Origin of the sequence: Bifidobacterium choloepi (assembly GCF_010667615.1) — a bacterium.
Taxonomy (GTDB): domain Bacteria; phylum Actinomycetota; class Actinomycetes; order Actinomycetales; family Bifidobacteriaceae; genus Bifidobacterium; species Bifidobacterium choloepi.
Genome location: NZ_VYSG01000001.1, coordinates 1,107,419 through 1,133,820, shown reverse-complemented (window position 1 = coordinate 1,133,820; position 26,402 = coordinate 1,107,419). Strand labels below are relative to the sequence as shown.

16 protein-coding genes are annotated in these 26,402 nt (G+C 66.3%); 11 read left to right on the top strand and 5 right to left on the bottom strand.

The annotated features are described in order from the left end of the window. Nucleotides 1–9: 9 nt before the first annotated feature. Together F6S87_RS04585 and F6S87_RS04580 are read right to left on the bottom strand one after the other, a co-directional pair. Nucleotides 10–627, bottom strand: a complete 618-nt coding sequence (locus F6S87_RS04585; RefSeq protein ID WP_163227402.1) for a YesL family protein — start codon at nucleotides 625–627, stop codon at nucleotides 10–12. A 67-nt stretch (nucleotides 628–694) separates the two neighbouring features. Then, nucleotides 695–1,585, bottom strand: coding sequence for a hypothetical protein (locus F6S87_RS04580; protein WP_196779081.1), 891 nt, complete (start codon nucleotides 1,583–1,585; stop codon nucleotides 695–697). A gap of 356 nt (nucleotides 1,586–1,941) precedes the next feature. On the opposite strand from F6S87_RS04580, the gene F6S87_RS04575 reads away from it, so the two are divergent. The 4 genes from F6S87_RS04575 to F6S87_RS04560 all read left to right on the top strand — a co-directional run bounded on the left by F6S87_RS04575 (nucleotide 1,942) and on the right by F6S87_RS04560 (nucleotide 9,895). Beyond that, nucleotides 1,942–4,365, top strand: a complete 2,424-nt coding sequence (locus tag F6S87_RS04575; protein WP_231129331.1) for an alpha-galactosidase — start codon at nucleotides 1,942–1,944, stop codon at nucleotides 4,363–4,365. 233 nt (nucleotides 4,366–4,598) lie between these two features. Continuing rightward, complete coding sequence (locus tag F6S87_RS04570; RefSeq protein ID WP_163227401.1) at nucleotides 4,599–5,942, top strand: ATP-binding protein; 1,344 nt, start codon at nucleotides 4,599–4,601, stop codon at nucleotides 5,940–5,942. Between the two features lie 520 nt (nucleotides 5,943–6,462). Beyond that, nucleotides 6,463–7,749: an AGE family epimerase/isomerase gene (locus F6S87_RS04565; protein ID WP_163227400.1), complete on the top strand. Its 1,287-nt coding sequence runs from the start codon at nucleotides 6,463–6,465 to the stop codon at nucleotides 7,747–7,749. A 355-nt stretch (nucleotides 7,750–8,104) separates the two neighbouring features. Then, nucleotides 8,105–9,895 carry an amino acid permease gene (locus F6S87_RS04560; RefSeq protein WP_231129330.1) on the top strand — a complete coding sequence of 597 codons (1,791 nt, stop codon included), beginning with the start codon at nucleotides 8,105–8,107 and terminating at the stop codon, nucleotides 9,893–9,895. 227 nt (nucleotides 9,896–10,122) lie between these two features. On the opposite strand, the gene F6S87_RS04555 is transcribed toward F6S87_RS04560, so the two are convergent. Both F6S87_RS04555 and F6S87_RS04550 read right to left on the bottom strand, forming a co-directional pair. Beyond that, complete coding sequence (locus F6S87_RS04555) at nucleotides 10,123–10,374, bottom strand: hypothetical protein (protein ID WP_163227399.1); 252 nt, start codon at nucleotides 10,372–10,374, stop codon at nucleotides 10,123–10,125. A gap of 371 nt (nucleotides 10,375–10,745) precedes the next feature. Next, nucleotides 10,746–13,316 (bottom strand): GH36-type glycosyl hydrolase domain-containing protein, encoded by a 2,571-nt coding sequence (locus F6S87_RS04550; RefSeq protein WP_231129329.1) that lies wholly within the window; start codon nucleotides 13,314–13,316, stop codon nucleotides 10,746–10,748. 366 nt (nucleotides 13,317–13,682) lie between these two features. Here F6S87_RS04550 and F6S87_RS04545 point away from each other — a divergent pair, with 366 nt between their 5' ends. The 4 genes from F6S87_RS04545 to F6S87_RS04530 all read left to right on the top strand — a co-directional run bounded on the left by F6S87_RS04545 (nucleotide 13,683) and on the right by F6S87_RS04530 (nucleotide 18,671). Then, complete coding sequence (locus tag F6S87_RS04545) at nucleotides 13,683–14,693, top strand: LacI family DNA-binding transcriptional regulator (protein WP_231129328.1); 1,011 nt, start codon at nucleotides 13,683–13,685, stop codon at nucleotides 14,691–14,693. Nucleotides 14,694–15,098: 405 nt separating this feature from the next. After that, complete coding sequence (locus F6S87_RS04540) at nucleotides 15,099–16,400, top strand: ABC transporter substrate-binding protein (RefSeq protein WP_196779080.1); 1,302 nt, start codon at nucleotides 15,099–15,101, stop codon at nucleotides 16,398–16,400. Between the two features lie 139 nt (nucleotides 16,401–16,539). Beyond that, nucleotides 16,540–17,721: a carbohydrate ABC transporter permease gene (locus tag F6S87_RS04535; protein ID WP_163227396.1), complete on the top strand. Its 1,182-nt coding sequence runs from the start codon at nucleotides 16,540–16,542 to the stop codon at nucleotides 17,719–17,721. Continuing rightward, nucleotides 17,718–18,671, top strand: coding sequence for a carbohydrate ABC transporter permease (locus tag F6S87_RS04530; protein ID WP_231129327.1), 954 nt, complete (start codon nucleotides 17,718–17,720; stop codon nucleotides 18,669–18,671). Before F6S87_RS04535 ends, F6S87_RS04530 begins: the two co-directional genes overlap by 4 nt. Before the next feature lie 13 nt (nucleotides 18,672–18,684). Here F6S87_RS04530 and F6S87_RS04525 read toward each other — a convergent pair whose 3' ends face one another. Then, nucleotides 18,685–19,914 carry a glycerophosphodiester phosphodiesterase gene (locus F6S87_RS04525; RefSeq protein ID WP_163227395.1) on the bottom strand — a complete coding sequence of 410 codons (1,230 nt, stop codon included), beginning with the start codon at nucleotides 19,912–19,914 and terminating at the stop codon, nucleotides 18,685–18,687. Between the two features lie 389 nt (nucleotides 19,915–20,303). On the opposite strand from F6S87_RS04525, the gene F6S87_RS04520 reads away from it, so the two are divergent. The 3 genes from F6S87_RS04520 to F6S87_RS04510 all read left to right on the top strand — a co-directional run bounded on the left by F6S87_RS04520 (nucleotide 20,304) and on the right by F6S87_RS04510 (nucleotide 25,848). Beyond that, nucleotides 20,304–21,005: an ABC transporter ATP-binding protein gene (locus tag F6S87_RS04520; RefSeq protein WP_163227394.1), complete on the top strand. Its 702-nt coding sequence runs from the start codon at nucleotides 20,304–20,306 to the stop codon at nucleotides 21,003–21,005. A gap of 96 nt (nucleotides 21,006–21,101) precedes the next feature. Then, a complete protein-coding gene (locus F6S87_RS04515; protein ID WP_407925102.1) occupies nucleotides 21,102–24,878 on the top strand; it encodes an FtsX-like permease family protein in 3,777 nt (1,258 codons plus the stop codon). Between the two features lie 112 nt (nucleotides 24,879–24,990). Beyond that, nucleotides 24,991–25,848, top strand: a complete 858-nt coding sequence (locus F6S87_RS04510) for a CDGSH iron-sulfur domain-containing protein (RefSeq protein ID WP_231129326.1) — start codon at nucleotides 24,991–24,993, stop codon at nucleotides 25,846–25,848. The last annotated feature ends 554 nt before the right edge of the window (nucleotides 25,849–26,402 follow it).

Genomic DNA, 26,402 nt, shown 5'->3' with positions numbered 1-26,402 from the left:
ATCGTTCGATCAGATGCCGAACGAGCGACGAACTAGCAGCATGATCAGCCAGTAGCCCAGGCCGCCGCAGAGGACGAACCAGAGGAGCGGGACGAACGAGGCGGCGCCGGGGACGAACAGCAGCAGGACGATCGGCAGCACCTCGATGACGAAGGCGACCAGCGCGACGAGCGGCTTGGCGAGCGCCATGCGGGAGGACCGGCGGATCTGGCGCCACGGGCCCTTTTCGGCGCGGCCGGCCATCGGGAAGACGAACGCCGTCAGCATGCCGACGACGACGCAGACGGCGATCGTCACGCCGAAGATCAGCGAGCCGGCATCGCTCGTCTGCGAGCCGGTGAAATAGAGATCGAACGCGGCGAGCAGCCAGAAGACGGCGAGGATGCCGGTCATCGCGACGCTCGTGCCGAAGCGCCGCCTGAACGCGCGCCAGTAGCCGCGGAAGATGCCGTCGTCGGCGCCCTCGAGCATCTCGAGCGCCACCTCGCTCGCGGCGGCCGTGCTCGCGCCGATTGTGAAGACCGGAATGCAGCCGACGAACCACGCGACTGACAGCATCGCGAGGTCGCCAATCCTGCCCATGACGACGTTGTACGGGTTGTCCTGCCGGAAAATCTTGGCGGCCATCGGGAGTCCTTTCGGGAAGTGAGTGGAGATGGTGGGGATGCCGGTGCCGTGCGACATCGGCGGTCGGCTAGTCCTGTGCCTGCGTTGTCGCGGAGTCGTTCGCCGGTGAAGTCGCCGCCGGCGCGGCGTAGAGATAGTCGAGGAAGTCCAGTGACACCGAGGCGTCGTCGACGTTCGCAACGATGCCGGCGATCGCCGTCGTGCTCGCGTCGTCGAGCGCCGTCCAGCTCGCGGCGTGCTCGAGCGCGAGGCCGTAGGGGAGCGACTCGCCCTTGCCGGAGCCGGACTGGTCGTAGGAATCGTACTGGTCGTCGTCGCTGTAGCCGGCGAACGAGACGGCATACGTTTGCAATGCGGCATTCGTTTGCGACGATTCGTCCTGCTGTGACGATTCATCCGATGACGACTGGTCCTGGGAAGTGGCGCTTGCGGACGAATCGTCGGCGCTGTCCGACGACGCGGCGTCGAGAAGCTCGACGACGTTGCCGAAGTAGCCGTAGCCGGCGAGCTCGGCGAACGTGTCCTTCGGCGCGATGACGACGTCGATCTGCTTGTTCGAGATCATCGTCTGCAATTTCGACAGCCCGTCGTCGCTCATGTCGAAGTAGTCGTCGACCGTGACGTCGGCGCCGAGCTTTGCCGAGTACTCCGACTGCAGTGTCTGCGCCGAGCCGATCGGCAGCGCGTCGTCGAGCACGGCGACGTAGAGCGCCGGGCGCGGCGACGGCACGAGGAACTTGAAGACGAGAAACGCGGCGAGGCCGGCCACGACGAGCGCCGCGACGAGCGGCAGCAGGAAGTGCGTCTTGAAATACGCCGGCTTCTGCCTCCACGGCAGCCGCAGGAACGTGCGGATCTTCGAGTCGCCCGCGTACTTCGGCGCGCTTGTCAGCTCGTCGATCGCCGCCTGCTGCGACTCGGTGAGGCGGACCTGACCGCCGTCGTGCCTTGTTGTCATCGTCCTCGCCTCGTTGCTGTTCGTTGTTCGTGCCCTGCGGCGTTGCCGGCGACGTCGTCCTCGTCGACGAAGGCCACGCCAGGCTGCCGCCGGCCGGGTTGGCCGGAGCGCTCCGGCATCGGGTTCACATCGAAACGCACATGGAAAATGGTAGGGTTCCGCTGTGTGTCGCCGTTGTTCTACTTAAGCGTTTAATATATACTCTTTGCTGGGAAAAGTCAATCGCCCGGCATGTGTCGCCACGGCACTATGATGGGGGATTGCACTGCTCAAGTCAAGATCGTCGCGGACGGCCCGACAGCGGCTGGCGGCGCGACGGTCGGTCAACGGAGACGGACAGGAAGGACGAGACGACGATGTTCGACAACGGTTCCCATGTGATGCTGCGGCGCGACGGCACGACGATCGTGCTCAAGACGCCGGAGAACGAAATGCCGCAAGTGGAGTACTGGGGTGATAGTTTCACGTGCTGCGGTAATGAATGTTCCACGTGCGACAACGGCGGTTCCGTGGCCGATGGCTCTGGTTTCACGGGTAGCGGCGCAGGTTCCGCGGGTTCCGCAGATGATAGTGATGGCTGTGCGTACGGTACCGATGGTGTCGCGAACGCCGATGGCGACATCCTGCGGGCCCTCGACATGATGACGCTGAAGGTGACGCCGCCGGCGGAGAAGCCGGATTCGTCGCTGCGGCCGTCGCTGCTGCCGCAAGGCGCGGAAGCGTACGGCGGCCGGCCGGCGCTCGAGGCGTATCGCGGCGGCCGTCCGGTCTTCGTGCGCTGGACGAGTGTTTCCTGTGAAACAAACGCCGACCGGACCGCCATCACGATCGTTTCACGTGACGAAGTGAATGCCATCGAGCTGACGATCACGCTCGAGATCGCCCCCGGCGGCCTCGTCATCGTCAGGCAGAAGATTGTCAACATTGGTTCCGGTGAAACAGCGCCGCTCGTCGTCAACTGGCTCGAATCGACGCTGCCGGTGCCGAAGCGGGCGAACCGGCTGACGCAGTTCACCGGCCGGTGGGCGCTCGAGAAGCAGCCGTCGACGACGCCGATGCCGGTCGGCGCGACGACGCGCGAATGCTGGCACGGCAAGACCGGCCACGAAAGCCCGTGGCTGTTCATCCTCTCCGACGGCGAGCCGCAGTGGAGCGACGGCGATGTCTGGGCCGTCCACCTCGCCTGGAGCGGCAACCAGCGCTACCGCCTCGACAACCTGCCGCACTACGAGCCGCTGCTCGGCGCCGGCGAGCTGCTCGGTCCGGCCGAGGTCCGCCTCGTCCCGGGCGAATCGTACGAAACGCCGCAGGTCTGCTTCTCCCACTCGAGCCGTGGCCTCGACGGCATGGCCGCCCGCTTCCACCGCTGGCTGCGGTCGCTGCCCGGCCACGTGAACAGCGAGCGGCCGGTCACGCTGAACACGTGGGAAGCCGTCTACTTCGACCACGACGAGGCGACGCTGACGAGGCTCGCCGACGTCGCGGCGGCCGTCGGCGTCGAGCGGTTCGTCCTCGACGACGGCTGGTTCCACGAACGGCGCGACGATTCCCGCGGCCTCGGCGACTGGGTCGTCGACCCGGACGTCTGGCCGAACGGTCTCGACGGCCTCGCCGCGCATGTCCACGATCTTGGCATGCAGTTCGGCCTGTGGTTCGAGCCCGAGATGATCAACCTCGATTCCGACCTCGCGCGCGAACATCCCGACTGGATCCTCGCGGCGCCCGAGGCCGTGCCGTACCGCGGCGATGTCTCCTACCGCAACCAGTACGTGCTCGACCTCGGCCGGCCGGAAGCCTATGCGCACGTGCGCGGGCAGATGGCGGCGCTGATCCGCGAACTCGGCATTGACTACATCAAGTGGGATCACAACCGCGACGTCACCGAGCCGGTCAGCGGCGTCGACGGCGGCTACGGGCTGCACCGGCAGACGGAAGCCTGCTATCGGCTGTTCGACGACCTCAAGGCGGAGTTCCCGACGCTGGAAATCGAGAGCTGCTCGTCGGGTGGCGCGCGCACCGACGCCGGCATCCTGCAGCACGCCGACAGGATCTGGGCGTCGGATTCGAACGATCCCCGCGACCGCGTCGACATCCAGCGATTCACCGAGCTTGTCGTGCCGCCGGAAATGATCGGCGCGCACGTCGGCCCGTCGCCGGCCCACTCTACCGGACTGGCGACCGACCTGTCCTACCGCTGCGCGATCTCGCTGACCGGCTGCCCGGGCTTCGAATGGAACCTGCTCGAGCTGGGCTCCGATGAGCTCGAGCAGGTGCGCGGCTTCGTCGGCCTCGTCAAGGAACTGCGCGGCCTGCTGCACTCCGGCACCGTCCATCACAGCGATTTCCACGATCCGATGCTGCGCGGCCGCGGCGTCGTCTCCGCCGACGGCCTTCACGCCGTCTGGACCGTCGCCTCCGTCGGCAACCCGGCTAACGTCCTCGCCGAGCGGCTCAGGCTGCCGGTCATGTGCGCAAACACGGATAACTGTGGAACGGGGCGCGACGGTACTGCGGAGGGTGCCGAAACCGCGGTGAATGCCGCGGACGGTCGGGGCCGTGATGGCGCAGGTTCCGGCATTGACCCGAACCGCTGGTACCACGTGAAACTGCGCGAGGAAGCCGGCGCCGCGAAGATGTTCTGGAACACGCCAGCATGGATCGGTGCCGCTCGCACCGCCGACGGCTTCCGCGTCCCCGGCTTCCTGCTGGCCGAAGTCGGTCTCCAGCTGCCGCAGCTCTGGCCCCTCCAGGCGATGACGCTCGAGTTCGTCGCCGAATAAGTCGCAATGGCAGGAGCCTGATCGCCTGCGAGCCTCACGAGACCCCATTTGGATGCCGCAAACCTCAGCTGACAGCTCGGGTTTGCGACATCCAAGAAGGGGGAAATAAGAAATTCGAGTGTACTCGAAAATCTTCGTAAGAATCGTTAAAAATTCGAGTATACTCGAATAATCAATGATTCTGCGAGAAAAATTCGAGTATACTCGAATTTTTCATTTCGAAGGAGACGGCGATGTACATCGAGCGAACGGCGCTGATGGAGACGCTCGCGGGCCACCGCGATACGCCGGAAATCAAGGTGCTGACCGGCGTGCGGCGATGCGGCAAGAGCACGCTGCTGACGAAGTTCGCGGAGATGCTGCTGGAAGACGGCGTGCCGGAAACGAACGTTTTCGTGCGCCGGCTCGACGACTTCGGACTGCCGCTCGACTACTCGGCCGAATCGCTCTACGCCGAGCTGCAGGAGGCGGCGGCGCAGGCGGACGAATCGTTCCCGTTGTATGTCTTTCTCGACGAAGTGCAGGCGCTCGCGGGCTGGGAGCAAGTCGTGCGGCGCCTGCACACCCGCGACAATACCGACGTCTTCATCACCGGCTCGAACGCAAGCCTGCTGTCCGGCGAGCTCGCGACGCTGCTGACCGGCCGGTACGTCGAGATTCCGGTCTTTCCGCTGTCGTTCGCGGAAGTGGCCGCGTTCATGGCACGACTCGAGTCGCCGCTGGCCGCCAACCGGGACCGGCTGTTCCGCGAATACCTGCGGATCGGCGGCATGCCGGCGCTGTACGAAACGCTGACCGACGCCGAACCTCCGACGACGCTGCTCGGCACCGCCGGCGAGACGGTTGCGGTGGCCGGCGGCGCCCGTCGCGTGGAGGAAACACTGACGGCGATCTTCGACAGCGCCGTCATGCGCGACGTCGCAAGTCGCTGCCAGCTGCGCGACGTCGCGACACTGCGCAAGATGTGCCGGTACCTCTTCTCGACGTCCGGCAACCTCGTCAGTGTCAGCGGCCTGGTGAAGTCGCTGAAGGGGCTGGGCGTGCGCACGTCGTTCGAGACGCTCGACGGCTGGCTCGACGCGCTGCGCAACGCCTTCATCATGTACGACGCCGAACAGGAGCGACTGCGCGGCAAGGCGATGCTCAACCCGCTGCGCAAGTGGTATCCGGTCGACAACGGCTTCCGCAACCTCGCGAGCGCACAGCCCGATTCCGACCTCGGCGCCCAGCTGGAAGGCGTCGTCTACATGGAGCTGCGGCGCCGCGGCTACGACGTGACAATCGGCAGCCTCGGCGGGGACGGCGGGTCGGCCGGAGGTCGCAACGGCGGGTCGGCCGGCGGCGGCCGCGAGATCGACTTCGTCGCCCGGCGCAACATGCTGCTGTCGGAGGAACGCGAGTACATCCAGGTCACGCTCGACATGGGCTCGGCGACGACCCGCGAGCGCGAGCTGGCGCCGCTGCGCGAGCTGACCGACGCGTTCCCGCGCACCGTCGTCACCGACAGCTGGAAGGACGTCGGCCAGACGCCGGAAGGCGTCCGGATAGTCCACGTGACCGACTGGCTGCTCGAGTAGCGGCCAGCTTGGCGGCGGCTTGCGTGCGGTTGGCGGGAACGATTCGTCCGGCTCCCGCCGACCGCACGGAAATGGGCTGGTTTGCGTGCGGTTGGCGGGCAAAGTTGGCGCGATTCCCGCGGGCCGCACGCTGGAGGGGTTGTTTGCGTGCGGTTGGCGGGATGGTCGGAAACGATTCCCGCGGACCGCACGCTAAGGAGGCTGTTTGCGTGCGGTTGGCGGGAACGGGCCGGGCGGAGCCCCGCGATTCGCACGCCGGGCGGCTGGCCTGCGCGCGCGCCGGTATACGGTGACACGCGAGTGGGGAATGGGACAGCTGCCGGGGGAAACGCCGGTTGTAACTTAAGCGCTTAACTGATACGCTGGGAATGGATTCGCGGCAGTCGCGAAGAAGCTGGCCGCGGATGAATCGTACGCAACCGTGCGCACGGACTGCACGGACTGCACGGGACCGTGCAGGGCGCGCGAATCGTGCCAAATTGCGCAGGTTGCGCACACAGACATCGAAAGAAGCGTGGTCATGATGACTGAACCCAAGTACACACTCGGCACGCCGGAGAACGCGGCGTTCCTGAACGCCGGTCGCGACGACCTGCTCGATTTCGGCCACCGGTTCCCGTCGCCGGACGGCAGCAGCTACTGGCTCGGCGACGACGGCACGCCGTGGACCGACCGCAACCGCGCGACGTGGATCACGTGCCGCATGACGCATGTCTACGCGCTCGGCACGCTGCTCGGCCACGAAGGCTCCGAGGAGCTCGTCGACGCCGGCCTGAAGGGCCTCAGGGGCGCGCTGCACGACGACGCGAACGGCGGCTGGTATCCGGAAATCCGTCCGGAAGGCGGCTTCGAGCCGACGAAGCAGGCATACGCCCACGCGTTCGTGCTGCTCGCCGCCTCCTCCGCGCTGCTCGTCGGCCGGCCGGGAGCACAGGAGCTGCTCGACGACGCCGAGGAGACGTTCCTCAAGCGTTTCTGGGACGACGAGACCGGCCTGTCGGTCGACACGTGGAACACCGAGTTCACCGAGCTCGACCCGTACCGCGGCCTCAACGCGAACATGCACTCGGTCGAGGCGTTCCTCGCCGTCGCCGATGTCACCGGCGACGAGGAGTGGCGCCGCCGTGCCGGCCGGATCATCGACCACGTCATCGGCTGGGCGCGCGAGAACGACTGGCGCATCCCGGAGCACTTCACGTCCGACTGGCAGGCGGACCTCGAGTTCAACGCCGACAAGCCGGACGACCAGTTCAAGCCGTACGGCGCGACGCCGGGTCACGGCATCGAGTGGGCGCGGCTGATCACGCAGTGGGCGCTGTCTACGTTCGGATTTGAAGAGTCGAACGATTCGTCCGCGTCGTTCCGCACCGTGATTCCGGCCGCCGCGGCCGAACCGTACATCGACGCCGCCGAGCACCTGTTCAACCGCGCCGTCGAGGACGCCTGGAACGCCGACGGCGAGCCGGGCCTCGTCTACACGACCGACTGGAACGGCAAGCCGGTCGTGCACGACCGCATGCACTGGACGCTCGCCGAGGGCGTCAACACCGCCTCGACGCTCGCGCACGTCACCGGCAAGCAGCAGTACGCCGACTGGTATGCGACGTTCCTCGAGTACATCGACCGGTACCTGATGGATCACGAGCGCGGCTCGTGGTTCCACCAGCTCGACCGCAACAACAACGTCATCGACACCGTCTGGCCCGGCAAGTCCGACCTCTACCACGCCACGCAGTCGATGATGATTCCGCTGCGCGACCCGTCGCTGTCGATCTCCGTCGCCACGAAGAAGAGCGAGGGAAAGTAAAGACTCCCTCTTGAGAGGGAGTCGAGGAGCGGCGCAGCCGCGACTCGGTGGGAGTCGCACGTCGCCGCGCCAGCGACGCGTGCGCGCTGGTACGCAAGAAGTCCCGTAGAACTTGTGTTGTACGGGACTTCTTGCGTACCGTCCCGCTTCGCGGCTCCGCCGCTCGCGGACTCCCACCGAAAACGCTTCGCGTTTTCGACTCCCTCTGAAGAGGGAGTTTTTATTTTTGTATTCGTTGATCACGTGCCGAGATTTGTGCGCATTTCGCGAAAGTGTTCGCCAGTGCTCGAACTACACTGAATCATGTCCGCGGCCATGCCCTGGCGCGGACATGATTCAGTAAGGAGCAGGGTTCATGAAATCGGAGCAGAACATCGGCAAGCAGACGGCCAACGCAGCATCGCGCGCCGCTGCCTGGCGTGGCACTGCGGCCGACCAGACCGGCCCCGGCCGGTCTACCGGCCTCTGGTGGCACAGCCAGGATACTGACAACACATCGTCGAACGATTCGTCCAACACATCCTCTTCCGCGGCCTCGGCCCAGTCCGCCATCGACGCGGAGGACGCCGTCGTCGACACGCCGGCCAACGTGGCGCCGGCCGTGGACGCGGGCCATCCATCGGCGGAAGAATCGTTCAACCATGCCGCCCACGACGGCGACGAGGCGCCGACGCTCAAGCGGTCGCTGAAGAACCGGCACATCCAGCTCATCGCGCTCGGCGGCGCGATCGGCACCGGCCTGTTCTACGGGTCGAGCGAGTCGATCAGCCTCGCCGGCCCGTCGATCCTGCTGGCGTACATCGTCGGCGGCCTCGCGATCTTCATGATCGTGCGCGCGCTGTCCGAAATGTCGGTGGAGGATCCGCGCGCCGGCGCGTTCTCCTTCTACGCGACGCGGTACTGGTCGAAGCGGGCCGGCTTCGTGAGCGGCTGGAACTACTGGTTCAACTACATCCTCGTCTCGATGGTCGAGCTGTCCGTCGTCGGCAGCTTCGTCAACTACTGGTTCCCGAACATTCCGCAGTGGGTGTCGGCGGCGTTCTTCCTCGTCCTCATCACGATCTTCAACCTGCTCGGCGTCAGCAAGTTCGGCGAGTTCGAGTTCTGGTTCGCGCTGATCAAGATCGTCGCCGTCATCGCGATGATCGTCGGCGGCGCGGCCGTCATCGTCATGAACCTGCCGACCGACTCCGGCATCCGCGCGAGCTTCGCGAACTGGTTCGACGTCGGCGGCGGCTTCCTGCCGAACGGCATCATGCAGCGGTCGGCCGACGGCCAGTGGACCGGCCTGCTGATGGCGCTCGTCGTCGTCATGTTCAGCTTCGGCGGCACCGAGCTCATCGGCATCACGGCCGGCGAGACCGAGAACCCGAAGACGACGATCCCGAAGGCGACGAACGGCATCATCTGGCGCATCCTCGTCTTCTACGTCGCCGCGCTCGGCATCATCATGGCCGTCGTGCCGTGGAACACGATCGACGGCACGATGTCGCCGTTCGTCCAGATCTTCGATTCCGTCGGCGTGAAGGTCGCCGCCGGCATCTTGAACTTCGTCTGCCTGACCGCCGTCATGAGCGTCTACAACTCCGGCCTGTACTCGAACTCGCGCATGCTGTACTCGCTCGCGAAGCAGAAGAACGCGCCGGCGTACCTCGGCAAGATCAACTTCCGCGGCGTGCCGGTCGCCGGCGTGCTCACGTCGGCCGCCATCACCGTGCTGGCCGTCGTCGTGGTCTTCCTGTGGCCGGAATTCGCGTTCAACTACCTGATGTCGATCGCGACGATCGCCGGCATCATCAACTGGACGATGATCCTGATCACCGAGCACAAGTTCCGCAAGGCCGTCGCGCGCGGCGAAGGCCCGAACGAGCTCGCCGGCCTCACCGGCAAGGCGGCGCTCGACAAGATCCAGTTCAAGCTGCCGGGCGCGCCGGTCATGGAATGGGTCGTCATCGCGTTCATGGCGCTCGTCGTCGTGCTGATGCTGTTCTCCGCGAGCTACCGCATCGCCGTCATCGCCGGCGTCATCTGGCTCGCCGTCCTGCTCGTCGCCTACGAAATCGTCGAGAAGGTGCGGCTGCGCAACGCCGGCCGCGACCAGCTCCGCCTCCCGGTCGCGATGCCGGAGAAGACGGAAGAAGAGTAAGCCCCAAACTCCCTCTTCAGAGGGAGTCGAGGAGCGCGAAGCGCGACTCGGTGGGAGTCGCACGCCGCTGACGAAGTCAGCGCGTGCGGTACGGAACGCAAGTGGTCCCGTAGAACTCGAGTTCTACGGGACCACTTGCGTTCCGTACCGCTTCGCGGCTACGCCGCTTGCGGACTCCCACCGAAAACGCTTCGCGTTTTCGACTCCCTCTGAAGAGGGAGTTTTTATTACTCGGCCAGGCCGGTCTGGTAGTCGCTCTTCTCCTTGGCCGCGGCTTCCTCGGCGCGCTCGGCGTGCGTCGTCTTCGCGTGGGCCTCGTGGGCGTCGCGCTCGTCGCGCTTCTTGCCGTATTCGAAGCGCTCCTCGCGGCGCTGCGCCTCGTACGCCTCGTTCTTGTCGACGATTTCCTCGTCGTGCTCGAGAATCTCCTCGCGCGCCTCGTCGAGCGTGATCGGCTGGCCGTCCGTTGCGTCAGTCATGATGTGTCCTTTCCTCCGGTAATTCAAGATATTGCTGAGGAAATTCTGGCACGATCCCCGCGCCCTCCGCCGAGCGCATACAATCGGGCGGCTGCAACCGGTCCTCTCGCGGAGGTTGCCTCCTTGTTGGTGGCATCAACGACAAAGCTCCCTGGAAGGGAGCTGGCCGCGAAGCGGCCTGAGGGTCGACCGCACGACGTCGCGAAGCGACGAGTGCGCGCTGGAACGTTCGGTCACGACGGTTCTCAAGTTACGTCGTAACCGAACGTTCCAGCGCGTCCGCGCGCCTTCGGCGCGACGGCCGGTCGACCCTCAGCCTCGCTCCGCTCGGCAGCTCCCTTCCAGGGAGCTTCTACCTTGGATGTCGGATGTCAGATCGTCAGCCTGACATTGACCTCTTCGGTGCCGGCCGGGGCCTGCGGAATGACGTTGCCGTCCACGGGCTGGCCGTCGACGACGAGGGAGCGCTCGCCGGTGCGCTCGATGTCGATCAGGTAGCGGGTGCCGCGCCACAGGCGCTCGACGTGGAGCTGGCCGAAGCGCGACGGCATGTGCGGATCGAGACGCAGGCCGTCGAATGTCGGCTGGATGCCGAGCAGGAACTGCGAGACGTCGACGAACGTCCAGGCGGCCGTGCCGGTCAGCCACGAGTTCTTGCCCTGGCCCGGCGTCGGCGACTCGGGGCCGGCGACCATCTGGCAGTAGACGTACGGCTCGGTCAGGTGGATGTCCGAGTACGGCTCGAGATAGGCCGGGCACGTGCGCCGGTAGACCTCGAACGCCTCGTCGTCGTCGCCGACCTTCGTCTCGGCGATCGAGATCCACGGGTTGTTGTGGCAGAAGATGCCGCCGTTCTCCTTGTAGCCGACCGGATACGTCGAGATCTCGCCGAGCTCCACGTGATAGGTCGTGTACGCCGGCGCGAGGATCGCCGTGCCCCAGCGGCACGTCAGCCGCTCCTTGACGGAGGCGAGCGCCGTCGCCGCGCGGCCGTCCTGCACGCCGAGGCCGGCCATCACGCACATGCCCTGCGGCTCGATGTAGATCTGGCCCTCGTCGTTGACGTGCGAGCCGACCTTCTCGCCGAGCGCGTCGTAGGCGCGGACGAACCAGTCGCCGTCCCAGCCGGCCGTCATCGCGGCCTCGGTGACCTCGGCGACGGCGGCGCGCACGTCGCGGACTTCGTCGGCGACGGAAGAATCGTCCATGTTCAGGTCGGTCGCGCCGTACCGCTCGAGAATCTGGCAGTACTGCTCGCCGTACAGCACGAACATGCCGGCGATGAAGACCGACTCGGCGACGCCGGTGTCGTTGTTCTCGACCGTCTGGAAGCTTTCGCCCGGCGTCGTCGAGAAGCAGTTGAGGTTCAGGCAGTCGTTCCAGTCGGCGCGGCCGATCAGCGGCAGGCCGTGCGGGCCGCGGTGGGTCATCGTGTAGTGGACGGAGCGGCGCAGGTGCTCGATCAGCGGCTGTTCGGAGCCGGCGGCGTTGTCGAACTGGACCGATTCCCGCAGCACGGACGCGTCCCCGGTCTCGTTGAGGTACGCGAAGACCGACGCGACGAGCCACAGCGGATCGTCGTTGAAGCCGCCGCCGATGTCGGCGTTGCCCTTCTTCGTCAGCGGCTGGTACTGGTGCCATGCCGAGCCGTCCGGCAGCTGCGTGGCTGCGATGTCGAGAATGCGCTCGCGGGCGCGCCCCGGGATCATGTGCACGAAGCCGAGCAGGTCCTGGTTCGAGTCGCGGAAGCCCATGCCGCGGCCCATGCCGGACTCGTAGTACGAGGCCGACCGCGACAGGTTGAACGTGACCATGCACTGGTACTGGTTCCAGATGTTGACCATGCGGTCGAGCCGCTCGTCGCCGGTCGTCACCTGGAAGCCGCCGAGCAGCTCGTCCCAGTAGGCGCGCAGTTCCCTGAACGCCGCGAAGACCTTCTCGCTCGTGTTGAACCGGTCGAACAGCTCGTGCGCCGGCTGCTTGTTGATGATGCCGGCCTTCGCGTCGCCGTCCTGCCACTTGACCTCGGGGTGCTCGGCGGCCTCCGGGAACTCGACGTAGCCGAGCAGGAAGACGAGCATGCGCTCCTCGCCGGGCTGCAGCGTCAGCCGCACGTGGTTGGCGGCTATCGGGTACCAGCCGTAGGCGATCGAGTTCTTCGATTCGCCGCTGGCGATGACGTCCGGGGTGTCCCAGCCGTTGAACTTGCCGAGGAAGTCGGCGCGGCACGTGTCGAAGCCGACGGTCGGCTCGTTGACCGAATAGAACGCGTAGTGGTCGCGGCGTTCCTTGAACTCGGTCTTGTGGTACAGCATCGTCGACGTTTCGGTCTGCTCGACCTCGACCTCGCCGGTCGACAGGTTGCGCTGGAAGTTCGACGAATCGTCGACGGCGTTCCACAGGCACCATTCGACCGAGCCGGTCACGTCGACGACGACCTCGCGGCCGGTCGTGTTCTTCACGGCGAGGTGGTTGATTTCCGCGGTGGTGTGCAGCGGCACGAACGCCGTCAGTTCTGTCTCGATGCCGGCCTTCGCCGCCCTGAACACCGTGTAGCCCATGCCGTGGCGGCACTCGTAGGCGTCGAGCGGCGTCTTCGACGGCAGGAACGTCGGCGACCACGTCAGCGCCGGCCTGAGCGTGCCGGCGGAGGCCGGGGCCTCGGCCGGGGCGGAAGAATCGTCCGCGGTATTGTCGGTGACCGGCTCCATCAGCGAGATGTAGTAGTTGCGCGAGCCGCTGTCCTCCGGCACCGAGTTGTAGCGGTAGCGCGTGATGCGGCGCAGCTTGGCGTCGCGGTAGAACGAGTAGCCGCCGCCGGTGTTCGAGATCAGCGAGAAGAAGTGTTCGTTGCCGAGATAGTTGATCCACGGCAGCGGCGTCGCCGGCGTCTCGATGACGTATTCGCGGGCGTCGTCGTCGAAGTGTCCGTACTGTACCAAGGGAGGTCCTTTCTGTTCCGTCCGTCCGTCGCGTGCGTCGATGCATGCGACGGGCCGGTGTCGTTGAGCCGTCAGCGTAGGCGTCGCCGGAGGATGGCCGGACGGTTTGCGCCCTTGCGGTCCGCTGTTCCACGACGCCGACGACCCTGTGTGGTCATCCGGAGCCGCGATGGCCGGCTCCGATGCCGCTCCGGGTCGACCGGTGCGTTGAACATGAGTATAGACGAAACCGTGGAAACGTTTCCAATACTGTGTCGTATATAATGAGGCAAACCGACTGGACAGCGACGGCCGACATGGCCGGACGCGAACGGCGCGGCGGTGGCCGGTCCCGCTATCATGGGGCGGCATATGGCGAGGAGGATGATGGCGATGGGCGATAACGGCGCGGCGACTATCCGCGATGTCGCCAAGTTGGCCGGGGTGGCCGTCTCGACGGCGTCGCGCGCGCTCGGCGGCGGCTCGGCCTCGTCCCGGACCCGCGCGAAGGTGCAGGAGGCGGCGCGCCAGCTCAATTTCGTGCCCAATCAGTCGGCGCGTCGCCTGACGGGGCGCCGGAGCGGCGTCGTGGCCCTCGTCGTCGACGAATCCACGAACGCGCTGTTTCAGGACGACTTCATTTCGGCCCTTCTCGGACAGCTGGGAGTGTCGCTGGCGGGAGCCGGACTGCTCCCGTTCCTCGTGCTCGCGCCGCCGGACGACGCCGAGGGATTCCGCGAACTGCTGGGCCGGTCCGAGGCGGATGGCGTGATCGTGGCCAGCATGCACGAGGGACACCATCTCGCCGGCATGCTGGAGCACCTCGACAGGCCGGTGGTGTTCATCGGCCGGCCGCCCGGAAAGATCAAGTGCCCCTACGTGGACGTCGACAACTACGGCGGCGGATACCTGGCCGGTCGCCGCCTGCTGGAGCGCGGATGCCGCAGGATGGCCGTCATCGAGGGACCGAAGGACATGCCGACGCCATACGACCGGACGGCCGGATTCACCGACGCGCTCGCCGAGGAAGGCCTGGAGCCGGTCATGAAGATCAGCGGCAGCTACGACATGGAGCATGGCCTGGCGGCCATGGCCGCGGTGCTCGAGGCGGTGCCGGACGTGGACGGCGTGTTCGCCCATTCCGACAAGATCGCCGCCGGCGCGCTGCGCGTCCTGCACCAGGAAGGGCGCCGCGTGCCCGAAGACGTTGCGATCATTGGGTTCGACGACTTGCAGGCGGCCCGGTTGCTCACGCCGCAGCTGACCACGCTGGCGCAACCGCTTCCGGACATGGCGCAGGCCGCGACGGAGATGCTGGAACACCGTCTGGAGCACGGGGAGTGGAAAGTGTCGGCCCAGCGATTCCCGGTGCACCTGACTGTCCGCGACTCGGCATGAGGACGACCGGCTCGCCACGAACTGCCTCTTTTCGCTGGAAATATTGACTTTCCGTGCATCATGCACAGGTTCATGCGACCATGCCCGGGGTGCGACAGGCCGGGGGCATAGTGCCGTCGACGAAACGACACGCCGATGGTTTCGCGGTTTGCGCCGGTGTACTGTTGAAGTAATGATGGAAACGGTTCCATCATGATTGCCTAGTATGGGGTGTCTGTCAACGACGACGGGGCACGCTTGCCGTCCGGGTTGCATGACACCGGCACGGAGCCGCCAAGGGGAGGTGGCTCCTCCGCAGGGAGAAGATGCAGGGTCCGCCACGTCACCGACGACGATGGCGGCCAGGAGAAGAATCACACGCTGTTGTGTGGCACGGCGCATCGCTGTGTGGGGAAAGAGCAAGCCATGAACAAGTTCAAGTCGGTTCTCGCTTCGGCGGCGGCGCTGGCGCTGCTGCTCGGAACGGCGGCATGCGGATCGGGCTCGACGGGCAGTTCCGGCGGCACCGTCACGCTGAAGATCCAGACATTCAACAATCCGGGCTACGGCGCCCCGACCTCCGAGAGGCCCGGCGCCGACCTGTGGAGCAAGTACGAGGCGGCCAATCCGGGCGTCAAGGTCGAGGAAACGGCCGCCGCGTCCTCCGACGACGCCCGCGCCGCCTTCAATACCGCCATCTCGACGGGGTCCAACGCCTACGACGTCTACGTGGTCGAGGTCGACTGGATGCCGTCGCTGATGGCGATGCCGGACAAGTTCGTGGACCTCTCGTCCTATATCTCGTCCGACAACGACTGGGTGAGCTGGAAGACCGAGAACGCCACCGTCAACGGCAAGCTGATCGGCGCCGGCACCGACATCGGCCCGGAGGCCGTCTGCTACCGCGGCGACCTGCTCGAGAAGGCCGGATACGACGCGGATCCCGAGGCGGTCGCCAAGTGGCTGGGCGGGGACAGCGCCACGTGGGATTCGTTCTTCGCCGCGGGCAGGGAGTACACCGCCAAGACCGGGCTGCCCTGGTACGACTCGATGGCCAGCAACTGGCAGTCGATGATCAACCAGGTGGAGGAATCGTTCGTCTCCAAGGACGGCGAGGTCATCGCGACGACCAACACGAAGATCAAGGAAATGTACGACCAGCTGACGTCCACGAAGGACCTGTCCGCCCACCTGTCCCAGTGGTCGGACGACTGGAACGCCGCCTTCAAGGCCGATGACGGCTTCGCGACGATCCAGTGCCCGCCCTGGCTGATCAACAACATGAAGGGCAACACCGGCGAGGACTTCTCCGGCTGGAGGATCGCCGACGTCTTCCCGGGCGGAGGCGGCAACTGGGGCGGCTCCTACCTCGTCGTGCCCGAATCGTCGCCGAACAAGGAGGCCGCCGCCAAGCTCGCGGCATGGCTGACGGCTTCCGCGCAGCAGGTTGCCGTGTTCACGACCGCCAACAACTATCCGAGCTCGGTCAGCGCGCAGTCCTCGTCCGAGGTCTCCGGCAAGACCGATTCCTATCTGGGCGGAGCCAAGGTGGGCGAGATCTTCGCCAACCGGGCCCAGGCCTACGACATCGTGCCGTACAAGGGCAGCCAGTATTTCGACATCGAGACGAAGCTGACCGACGCCCTCAACCGCGTGGACGTCACGCAGGAACAGACGGCCGAGCAGTCCTGGAACCAGTGGCTCGAGGACGTGAAGGCGCTCTCGTAGCCACGGTGTCGCGGGGAGGGTCGCCGCGACGGCGCGGCGACCCTCCTCCGGCCCCCGGCGAAACCGGCCGGGGCGGCGATGTCGCCGGCAGCCATGCCGCTGGCGTCGCCGTCCCCGCCCTAACAAGGTGGGTAATCTCATGACTGTTGTCCAATCAAGGGCGGCAACGGACAACTGGCGCACGCGGCTCGGACGGTTCGAGTGGAAGGCGTCGCCGTATCTCTACGTTGCCCCGTTCTTCCTGCTGTTCGCCGTCGTCGGACTGTTCCCGCTGCTGTACACGATGTACATCGCGACGAGACAGTACAACACGCTGACCGGCGATTCCGGCGTGGCCATATGCGGTGCCACCTGTGGTGCCGGCGGCGCCGATGCCAGCATCTGGGCGAATTTCCAGTGGGTCCTGCACCAGCATTCGTTCTGGATAGCGCTGCGCAACTCCTTCTCGATCTTCCTGCTGAGCACAGTTCCGCAGATGATCCTCGCGCTGTTCCTCGCCTGGGTGCTCAACGCGAACCTCAAGGCACGGACGTTCTGGCGCATGGGCGTGCTGCTGCCGTACGTGGTGGCCCCGTCGGCGGCCGGCATCATTTTCTCGCAGATCTTCTCCGACAAGATGGGCGTCATCAACGTCGCGCTGTCCGCCATCGGGCTGCAGCCCATCATGTGGCATGCCAGCGCGTTCTGGTCGCACGTGGCCATCGCCACGATCGTCAATTTCCGGTGGACCGGCTACAACTCGCTGATCCTGCTGGCCGCCATGCAGGCCATCCCGGACGACGTCATGGAGGCGGCCGTCGTCGACGGCGCGGGCAAGTGGCGCACGTTCTGGTCCGTCACGCTGCCGATGCTGCGTCCGACGCTGATCTTCGTCATCATCACGTCCACGATCGGCGGCCTGCAGATCTTCGACGAACCGCAGATGTTCCACAACGGCACGTCCGGCTACGGAGGCCCGAACGGCCAGTACCTGACGCTGTCGCTCTACCTGTGGGACATGGGCTTCAACAAGGTGACGATCGGCCAGCCCAACCTCGGCCGAGCCGCCGCCGTGGCGTGGCTGCTCTTCCTGATCATCGTGGCCATCGCCGTCCTCAACTTCTTCCTGACGCAATGGCTGGCCGCCGGGTCGCACGCGAAGACCGACCGCGCCAGGCTGGCGGAATACCGCGATCGCCAGCGCCGCGAATACGAATCGGCGAAACGCGCGGGCCTCGACGCGCGGCAACGTGCCGCACGGGAACGGAGCCGGATGGACGCCGCCGCGGCGCCACAGGCCGGGGCGCAGGCCGGGGCACGGGCCGAAGGGAGGGCATCATGAGCGGACAACCGCGCAATGCCGGGCGCCGGAACGAGCTGAGCGGCGCCGCGCTGTCGCAACTGTACGGCGCGGGAGTGGGCCGCGCCGCCACGAGAACACGCCGCAGGAAGGCGCTCGCGATGACAAGCGAGGGGCGCCGTGCGGGCGCCGGCACCTACATCGTCCTCGTCGTGACGATCCTGCTCTTCCTGGTTCCGCTCTACGTGGCGGTCTCCATCGCCTCGCAGGACAGCTCGGCCACGCAGTACGGCGTGCAGGCGCTGATTCCGGGCGGCGGACTGTGGCGGAATCTCGTCCGCGCATTCGGCGCGATCAGGTTCTGGCAGGCGCTCGGCGGCACGTTCTTCGTCGCGACGGTCGTGTCGCTGTCGACGGTGTTCTTCAGCACGCTGGCCGGCTACTCGTTCTCGAAGCTGCGCTTCCGCGGACGCGGCGTGCTGTTCCTGATCGTCATCGGCACGATGACGATCCCCCAGCAGCTGAGCGTCGTGCCGCTGTACATCATGGCGAACAAGGCCGGACTGTTCGGCTCGCTGTGGGCCGTCGTCATTCCCGGCCTAGTCAGCGCGTTCGGCGTGTTCTGGATGACGCAGTACCTGCGGGATGCGCTGCCGTACGAGCTGATCGAGGCCGCCCGCGTCGACGGGTGCTCGATGTTCCGCACGTTCCTGTCGGTCGCGATGCCGGCGGCGAGGCCGGCCGCGGCCATGCTGTTCCTGTTCACGTTCATCGCCCAGTGGACGAACTATTTCTGGCCGATGCTGATCCTCGGCCCCAACAAGAACAGCATGCTGACGGTGGCGGCGGCCGCGCTCAAGGGCGCGTACTTCACCGACTACACCGTCGTCATGGCGGGCGTGTGCCTGACGACGGCGCCGTTGCTCCTGCTGTTCTTCTTCGCCGGCAAGCAACTGGTGTCCGGCATCATGGCCGGCGCCGTCAAGGGATAGGCCGGAATGGCCGCTACGCGACCTTCGCGATGCCGACGGCCTTGCTGGTGTCGGTGATGACGCCGTCGACGCCTTCGGACAAGAACTTCGCGATCCTCGTCGGCGAATCGACGGTCCAGACCCAGATCTCCTTGCCAGCGCCGTGGATCTGCTTGATGACGGCCTTCGACGCGACTTTCTGGTTGACGCCGAACGAGTCGACGAAGTAGAGGCCGGCGTCCGCGTTGATCTCCTCGCGGCTGGAGACGAGCAGCTGCTTGAACATGTTCGGCAGCAGCCTGTCGAGCTTGGCGAGCGGCTCGGCGTAGAACGAATGGACCTCGACGTGGTCGATGATCGTCGGATACTGCTCGAGCAGCCTGTAGAACGCGTCGATGTCGACGTTCTTCTCCTTGAACTCGATCAGGTAGATCAGGTTGCTGCCATAGCGGTCGAACAGCTCGGACAGCCGGTGCATCTTCTCGCCGTTCTTCTGCGTGATCTGGTCGATCTGCGTGCTGGTCAGCTCGGAAATCTTCTTGTTGACGCCGGCGACGGCGCGCATCGTCGCGTCGTGGCTGATGTAGAAGACGCCGTCCTTGCTCGTGCGGATGTCGAGTTCGACCTGCGGGTTGCCGGCGGCGATTGCCGCGTCGAACGCCTGGAACGTGTTCTGCAGCTCGTGCTTGTCGGTGAAGCCGCGGTGGGCGAAGATCTTCGTGCGCGCCTGGTAGTCGAGCGGCTCGTTGAGCGCCGCCGACAGCGGCTTGCTGATGCCGTGCGCCGCGCTGCACGCCGTGCCGCCGGTGAACGAGAACGTGCGGGTCGCCGTCGTCGCCGCCCCGGCTGTCGCCGACTTGGTCGCGCTCGACGTCGACTTGGCCGCGCCGGCGCTTGCCGTCGAGTTGGTCGCGCTCGCCGAGGAGCTCGCGCTCGCGGACGCGGATGAATCGTCCGAAGAAGAAGCGCTCGCGCTCGCGGACGAATCGTTCGAGGAATTCGAGGAAGCGGCGGTGGTGCCGCTCGCCCACGTGCAGCTGTCGGAGGTACCGGACGATCCGCCCAGCAGGTCGCCGACCGTCGGGCTGACGGTGGCCATGATGTCTTTCTGCACGACCTTCGTCGAGGCTGGCGCGCCTTCCGTCGGCGTCGACACGGACGGCGCGTACTTCGTCTGCGCTGCCTGCGCGACCGTCGTCGCCGCCGTCGCGGTGCCGACGGCGATGGCCAGCCCGAGTACGAACGTGATGATTCGCTTCAGCATGGTCTCTCTTGCCTGTCTACGTCTGCGCGCCGGCTGTTGCGTCAGCCGGCGTCATCCTGTCTTGTCTCTCCGCGGCCTTGTGCCGCAACTACCGTCACAATACGGGCTTCAAGATGGGAGTTTCCCGAATATTTGCGCTGTCGGGGGCAGATATAGCTAACTGCGAAACCGGTCCGCGCCCCCGTTCGCCGGAGGAGGTGTCGCTTGCCCAGAGTTCTGCGGTACACTGAGGTTGTTTACAGCGTAAACTATTTTTCCCCGGTGAAGTATTTCGGCGGCGACGACGAGGTCGGGCGGCCGGAAGCGGAGCAGGGGGACGGTGGCCGGATGCCGTCGGTCGCCGCGGACGGCAAGCAGTGCAGTCAAGCAGTGCAGTAAGGGGTGCGGCCATGGCCTACATCGAGTTCGACCACGTCGTCAAGGAGTATCCGTCGGGCACGTCGGTCATCCGCGCGCTCGACGAGGCGAGCTTCACGGCCGAGCAGGGCAAGCTGACCGTCATTCTCGGCCAGTCGGGCGCCGGCAAGACGACGGCGCTGAACATCCTCGGCGGCATGGACACGGCGACGAGCGGCCACGTCGTCGTCGGCGGCACCGACATCACCGGCTTCAATCACAAGGAGCAGATCACCTACCGCCGCAACGACATCGGCTTCGTCTTCCAGTTCTACAATCTCGTGCCGAACCTGACGGCGCTCGAGAACGTCGAGCTCGCGTCGCAGATCTGCGCCAACCCGTTCGACCCGGCGGACACGCTGCGGAAAGTCGGCCTCGGCGACCGCCTCGACAACTTCCCGGCGCAGCTGTCCGGCGGCGAGCAGCAGCGCGTCTCGATTGCGCGCGCGATCGCGAAGAATCCGAAGCTGCTGCTGTGCGACGAGCCGACCGGCGCGCTCGACTACGAAACCGGCAAGGAAGTGCTGCAGTTGCTGCAGGACATCTGCCTGCGCGAGGGCATGACGGTCGTCATCATCACGCACAACTCCGCGCTCGCGCCGATGGCCCATGCCGTCGTCCGCTTCCGCTCCGGCAAGGTCGTCAGCCAGGACATGAACGAGCACCCGACGCCGATCGCCGACATCGAGTGGTGACGTCGGCGTGACGGTGACGGCAATGGAGACGGCAGGCAGGACGGCGACGATTCGCGCGACGGTAACGGTTCTCACGGCAGGACGGAGGTGACGGGCATGGGCAGGCATATTCGGCGCCCGAATGGCGGCGCGGGCGGCGCGACCGGCGACGAGGCGCGCGACATGGGCTCGCTCGCGCCGCGAAGCCGCACGCACGCGTTCGGCAAGGCGTTCGCGCTGGACACGCTGCGGTCGTGGAAGGGCGCCTGGAAGCAGTTCCTGTCGATCGCCGTCATCGCGCTGCTCGGCGTCGCCGTGCTCACCGGCATCTATGCCGGCTGCCGCGACTGCCTGCTCGCCGCGAATCGCTACTACCAGCAGCAGGGGCTGCACGACCTGCAGGTGCTGTCGACGCTGGGCCTGACCGACGACGACGTCGCCGCGCTCGAGAAGGTCGACGGCGTCAAGACGGTGCAGGCGACGCGCAGCGAGTCGGTCACGTTCGCCGTCGACGGCTCGACGAAGTCGGCCACGCTGCAGGAACTCGGCGACAAGGGGCTCGACGAGCCGTACGTCGACGAGGGCACGATGCCGACGAAGGCCGGCCAGGTCGCCGTCACGCAGAAATTCGCCGACGACACCGGCCTGACGATCGGCGACACGTTCACCGTCACGCCGGACAGTTCGTCGGACAGTTCGTCGGACAGCTCGGACGATTCGTCCGGCATATCCACGGACGAATCGTCCGGCATTTCCTTCCCGACCACGCTGACGATCACGGCGATCGTCACGCCGCCGGACGACCTGACGAACTCGAGCGGCTACATGGCGAAGTCGTCGTTCCGCTCGACGGCGACGAGCGACTACACGTTCTATGTCCCGGACGACGGCGTCAGCGGCGACGTGTACACGGCGATCTCGATCGCCGTCGAGAACGCCGACATGTATTCCACGTTCGACGACAACTACGACGACCTCGTCGAGACGGTCGCCAACCGGATCGAGAACACCGTCGAGAACGAGCGGCAGCAGGCGCGCCGCCAGCAAATCGTCGACGACGCGACGAAGAAACTGGACGACGCGAAGGCCGACGCCGAACAGCAGTTCGCCGACGCGCAGAAACAGATCGACGACAACCAGACCACGCTCGACGACAAGAAGCAGGAACTCGCCGACTCGAAACAGGAAGTCGAGGAGAACGCGGCGACCGTCGCCGACGGCGAACAGCAGCTCGCCGACGGCCAGTCGCAGCTCGACAGCGCGAAGCAGCAGGTCGCGGACGGCAAGACACAGCTCGCCGACGCGCAGGCGCAGTGGGAGAGCGGCAACGAGCAGCTGACGAGCGCGCGCTCGCAGCTCGACAGCGGCATGAAGCAGGTCGAGGACGGCATCGCGCAGGCGCAGAGCGGCCTCGACCAGCTCGATTCGGCGATCTCGACGGTCAAGGCGACGCAGTCGCTCGTCGCGCAGGCGCAGGGCATGCTGCCCAGCAACGGCTCCGGCGACAGCGACGGCAGCGACGATGGCGAAACGTCCGGCACCGACGGGTCGTTCGACGACGCGACGTGGGCGCGGATTGCGCCGCTGCTCCAGCAGCTCGGCATCTCGACGTCGCCGACGCCGTCGGTGAGTTCGGTGCGCACGCAGCTCGCGGCGATGAGCTCGCAGCTCGCGAGCCAGCTGTCGAGCCTGCAGTCGCAGCGCGCGACGACGGCGTCGACGCTGGGCGACCTCCAGTCGAAGCTTGCCGACCTCCAGGCGCAGGACAAGACGCTCAAGGAGAAGGAGGCCGAGTCCGCCTCCGCGAAGCAGCAGCTCGACGAGCAGTCGGCGAAGCTCGCCGCCAGCGAGCAGCAGATCGCCGACGAGCAGGCGACGCTCGACGAGAAGTCGGCCGAGCTGGCCAGCGCGAAGCAGCAGCTCGAGGACGCGCGGCAGCAGATCGCCGACGGCGAGACCGAGCTCGAGGACGCGCAGAAGCAGATCACCGAGGCGCAGGACGAGCTCGACTCGAAGCGGCAGGAAGCCGAGGACGAATTCGCGAAGCAGCAGCAGACGATCGACGACATCGGCACCGCGACCTGGTACGTGCAGGACCGCTCGTCGCTGAGCGGCTTCAGCTCGCTGAAGTCCGACATCACGTCGATCGAGTCCCTCGGCAACGCGTTCCCGGTCGTGTTCCTCATCGTCGCCGTCATGATGAGCCTGACAACGATGGCGCGGCTCGTCGAGGAGGACCGCGGCGTCATCGGCACGTACCTCGGCCTGGGCTACTCCGGCCGCACCTTGTCGGCGCGCTACCTGCTGTTCGCGCTGCTCGCCTGCCTGATCGGCGGCGCGCTCGGACTGGTCGCCGGATTCGTCGGCATTCCGGCGTTCCTCATCGTCGTCATCAAGGGCCTCTACGTCATTCCGGACATCACGCTGCAGTACGACTGGGTGTACGGCACGCTCGGCATCCTGCTGTTCGTCGTCGGCGTCGGCATCGCGGCGGCCGTCGCGTCGATGAACGAGGTGCGCCAGATGCCGGCGACGCTGATGCGGCCGAAGGCGCCAAAGGCCGGCGCGCGCATCCTGCTCGAGCGGATCAGGCCGCTGTGGAAGCGGCTCAACTTCCTCAACAAGGTCACGTGTCGCAACATCTTCCGCTTCAAGTCGCGGCTGATCATGACGGTCGGCGGCGTCGCCGGCTGCACGGCGCTGATCGTCTGCGGCCTCGCGATCAACGACACCGTCGCCGCGCTCGGCACGTCGCAGTACCTCGGCGTCGACCAGTACTCGATGATGGTCGTCTCGTCCGACGACGACGCGGCGACGACCCGCAAGACCATCGTCTCCGACGGCAAGACGACCGAGATCCTCGACGCGAGGATCGTCTCGGCGACGATTTCGTCGGCCGCGTCCCACTCGGAAACGGTGCAGCTGACGGTCGTGCCGGAAGACGAGCTCGCCACGCTCAACGACATGATCGACCTCAAGGCCGTCGACACGACGTCGTTCGTCGACAAGGTCGAAAGCCTGCTGTCCGGTCACGGCTGGCCGAAGACGACCGTCGATGTCGGCTCGACCGTCCAGCTCGGCGACACGGGCGTCATCGTCTCGCAGTCGGCCGGCCAGTCGCTCGGCATCGCCGCCGGCTCGACGGTCTCGCTGCGCGCCGAGGGCGGCTCGCCGGCCAACGCGGACGTCGCCGCCGTCACGCGCAGCCTGATCGGCTCCGACGTCTTCATCAGCGAGAACTACTACGAGTCGCTGTTCGGCTCGTCGTCGACTTCCTCTTCCTCGAACGATTCGTCCGGCAGCTCGGCGTCCGCGGACGGCACGACGGACGAATCGTCCGGTTCCTCGGCGCTGACGTGGAACGCGATCTACGCCAAGCTCGCCGGCAGCGACGACGAGAACACCGCATACGTCAACCAGCTCAAGGAAGAGGCGTCGGTGATGACGGCCGTCAGCACGGCGCAGGAAGCGGAGGACTTCAAGTTCGACCTGATGGGCGCCGTCGTCGCGCTGATCGTCTGCCTCGCCGGCGGCCTGGCGCTCGTCGTGCTGTTCACGCTCGCGCAGACGAACGTGTCCGAACGCACGCGCGAGATGGCGACGCTCAAGGTGCTCGGCTTCTACGACCGCGAGGTCCACCACTACGTCAACCGCGAGATGATGGAGCTGACCATTGCCGGCATTGTCATCGGCCTGCCGATCGGCCGCTTCATCGCCGGCCTGCTGACCAGCGTGCTCAACATGCCCGGCATGTACTTCGAGGTGCGCGTGGACTGGACCAGCTACGTCATCGCCGCCGTCGCGACGCTCGTGTTCGCCTTGATCGTCCAGCTCTTCGTCAACCCGGTGCTGGACCGCATCGACCCCGTCAGCTCGCTGAAGTCGGTGGAGTGACAGGAGCTCCCTTCCACGGGCTTCTTGCCGGCAAAATACGCTGGAGGCGAGCTTCACGGGGGAATCGTTACGATCAAGATGATCAACTGTTCCCCGACGAAAAGAGGCGGCAATGGGCGAGTGGATGCATACGGGGGAGGAACACCGGCGCGACGTGCGCGAACGCGAGGAGCGCGAGCGCAACGAGCGGCACGATGACGGCGAGCGGCACGATGGCGGCGGCGAGCGGCCGACGATGACGATCGTGCCGCACGGGCCGTATGTCGTGCGCGGCAAGGTCAGGATCGTCGAGGACGCGATCGTGCCGGCGGCCGACGGAACGCATCTCGAGTACGACCGTGTCCGCGAAATCGAGACGAAGGACGACGAGGAGGTGGCGCTGTGCCGCTGCGGTCACAGCTGCCACACGCCGTTCTGCGACGGCACGCACGCGAAAGTCGGCTTCGACGGCACCGAGACGGCGTCGCGCGCGCCGTACGCCGAGCGCGCCGACGAATACGAGGGACCGCTCGTCGACCTCGACGACGACAACCGCTGCGCCTACGCGCGCATGTGCCACCAGGCGCACGGCGACGTCTGGACGCTGACCGAGGAAGGCAACACGGTGCCGCTCGAGGACGAGGCGATCGCCGGCGCATGGAACTGCCCGACCGGCAGGCTCGTCTCGATGAACGCCCATACCCGCGAGGTCTACGAACAGCATTTCGAGCCGACGATCGTGCTGCTCGAGGACATCCAGGAAGGCGATTCCGGCCCGATCTTCGCGGCCGGCCACATCCGCCTGGTCGGTGCCGACGGCAAACCGTACGAGGACCGCAACCGCTACGCCGTCTGTCGCTGCGGATCGTCCGAGAACGAGCCGTTCTGCGACGCGATGCACATCAACGTGCAGTTCCGCGACGCCAGCCCCGCTTGGGCCGGCGCGATCGGCTCCACCGACCCGCTGTTCGACTACCATCCGCACGCGTAGTAGGAAGAAAGCGCCCTGGAAGGGAGCTGCCGAGCGTCAGCGAGGCTGAGGGTCGACCGGCCGCCGCGCCGAAGGCGCGCGGACGCGCTGGAAGCCGAAGAGTCCCGTAGAACTTAGGTTCTACGGGACTTCTTGCGTTCCAGCGCGCACTCGTCGCTACGCGACGTCGTGCGGTCGACCCTCAGCCTCGCTTCGCTCGGCAGCTCCCTTCCAGGGCGCTTTCTCTTGATGCCGCAAATGTGCGGAAGGCGGAGGTTCTAGTCCTCGTCGGGCATCGGCAGGTCGGGGATGTCTTCGGGGGCGAAGAAATCAAGGGACTCGCCGTGGGCGGGAAGGGACTCGCCGTGGGCGGGGGAGGACGCCGTGCGGTTGGGGGCGCCCGTTGCGGCGGCGTGGGCCTTCTTGGCTTCGAACTTGGCGGCGGGCAGGGGACTGTCGCCAAGGGCCAGGCTCGGGATTTCCTCCGGGGTCACGTTATTGCGCAGGCCGTCGCGGTCGAGTCGGGCGGCGGACTTGCTTGCGGAAGGCAGCGGGCCGGGAGAATCGTTCAGTTT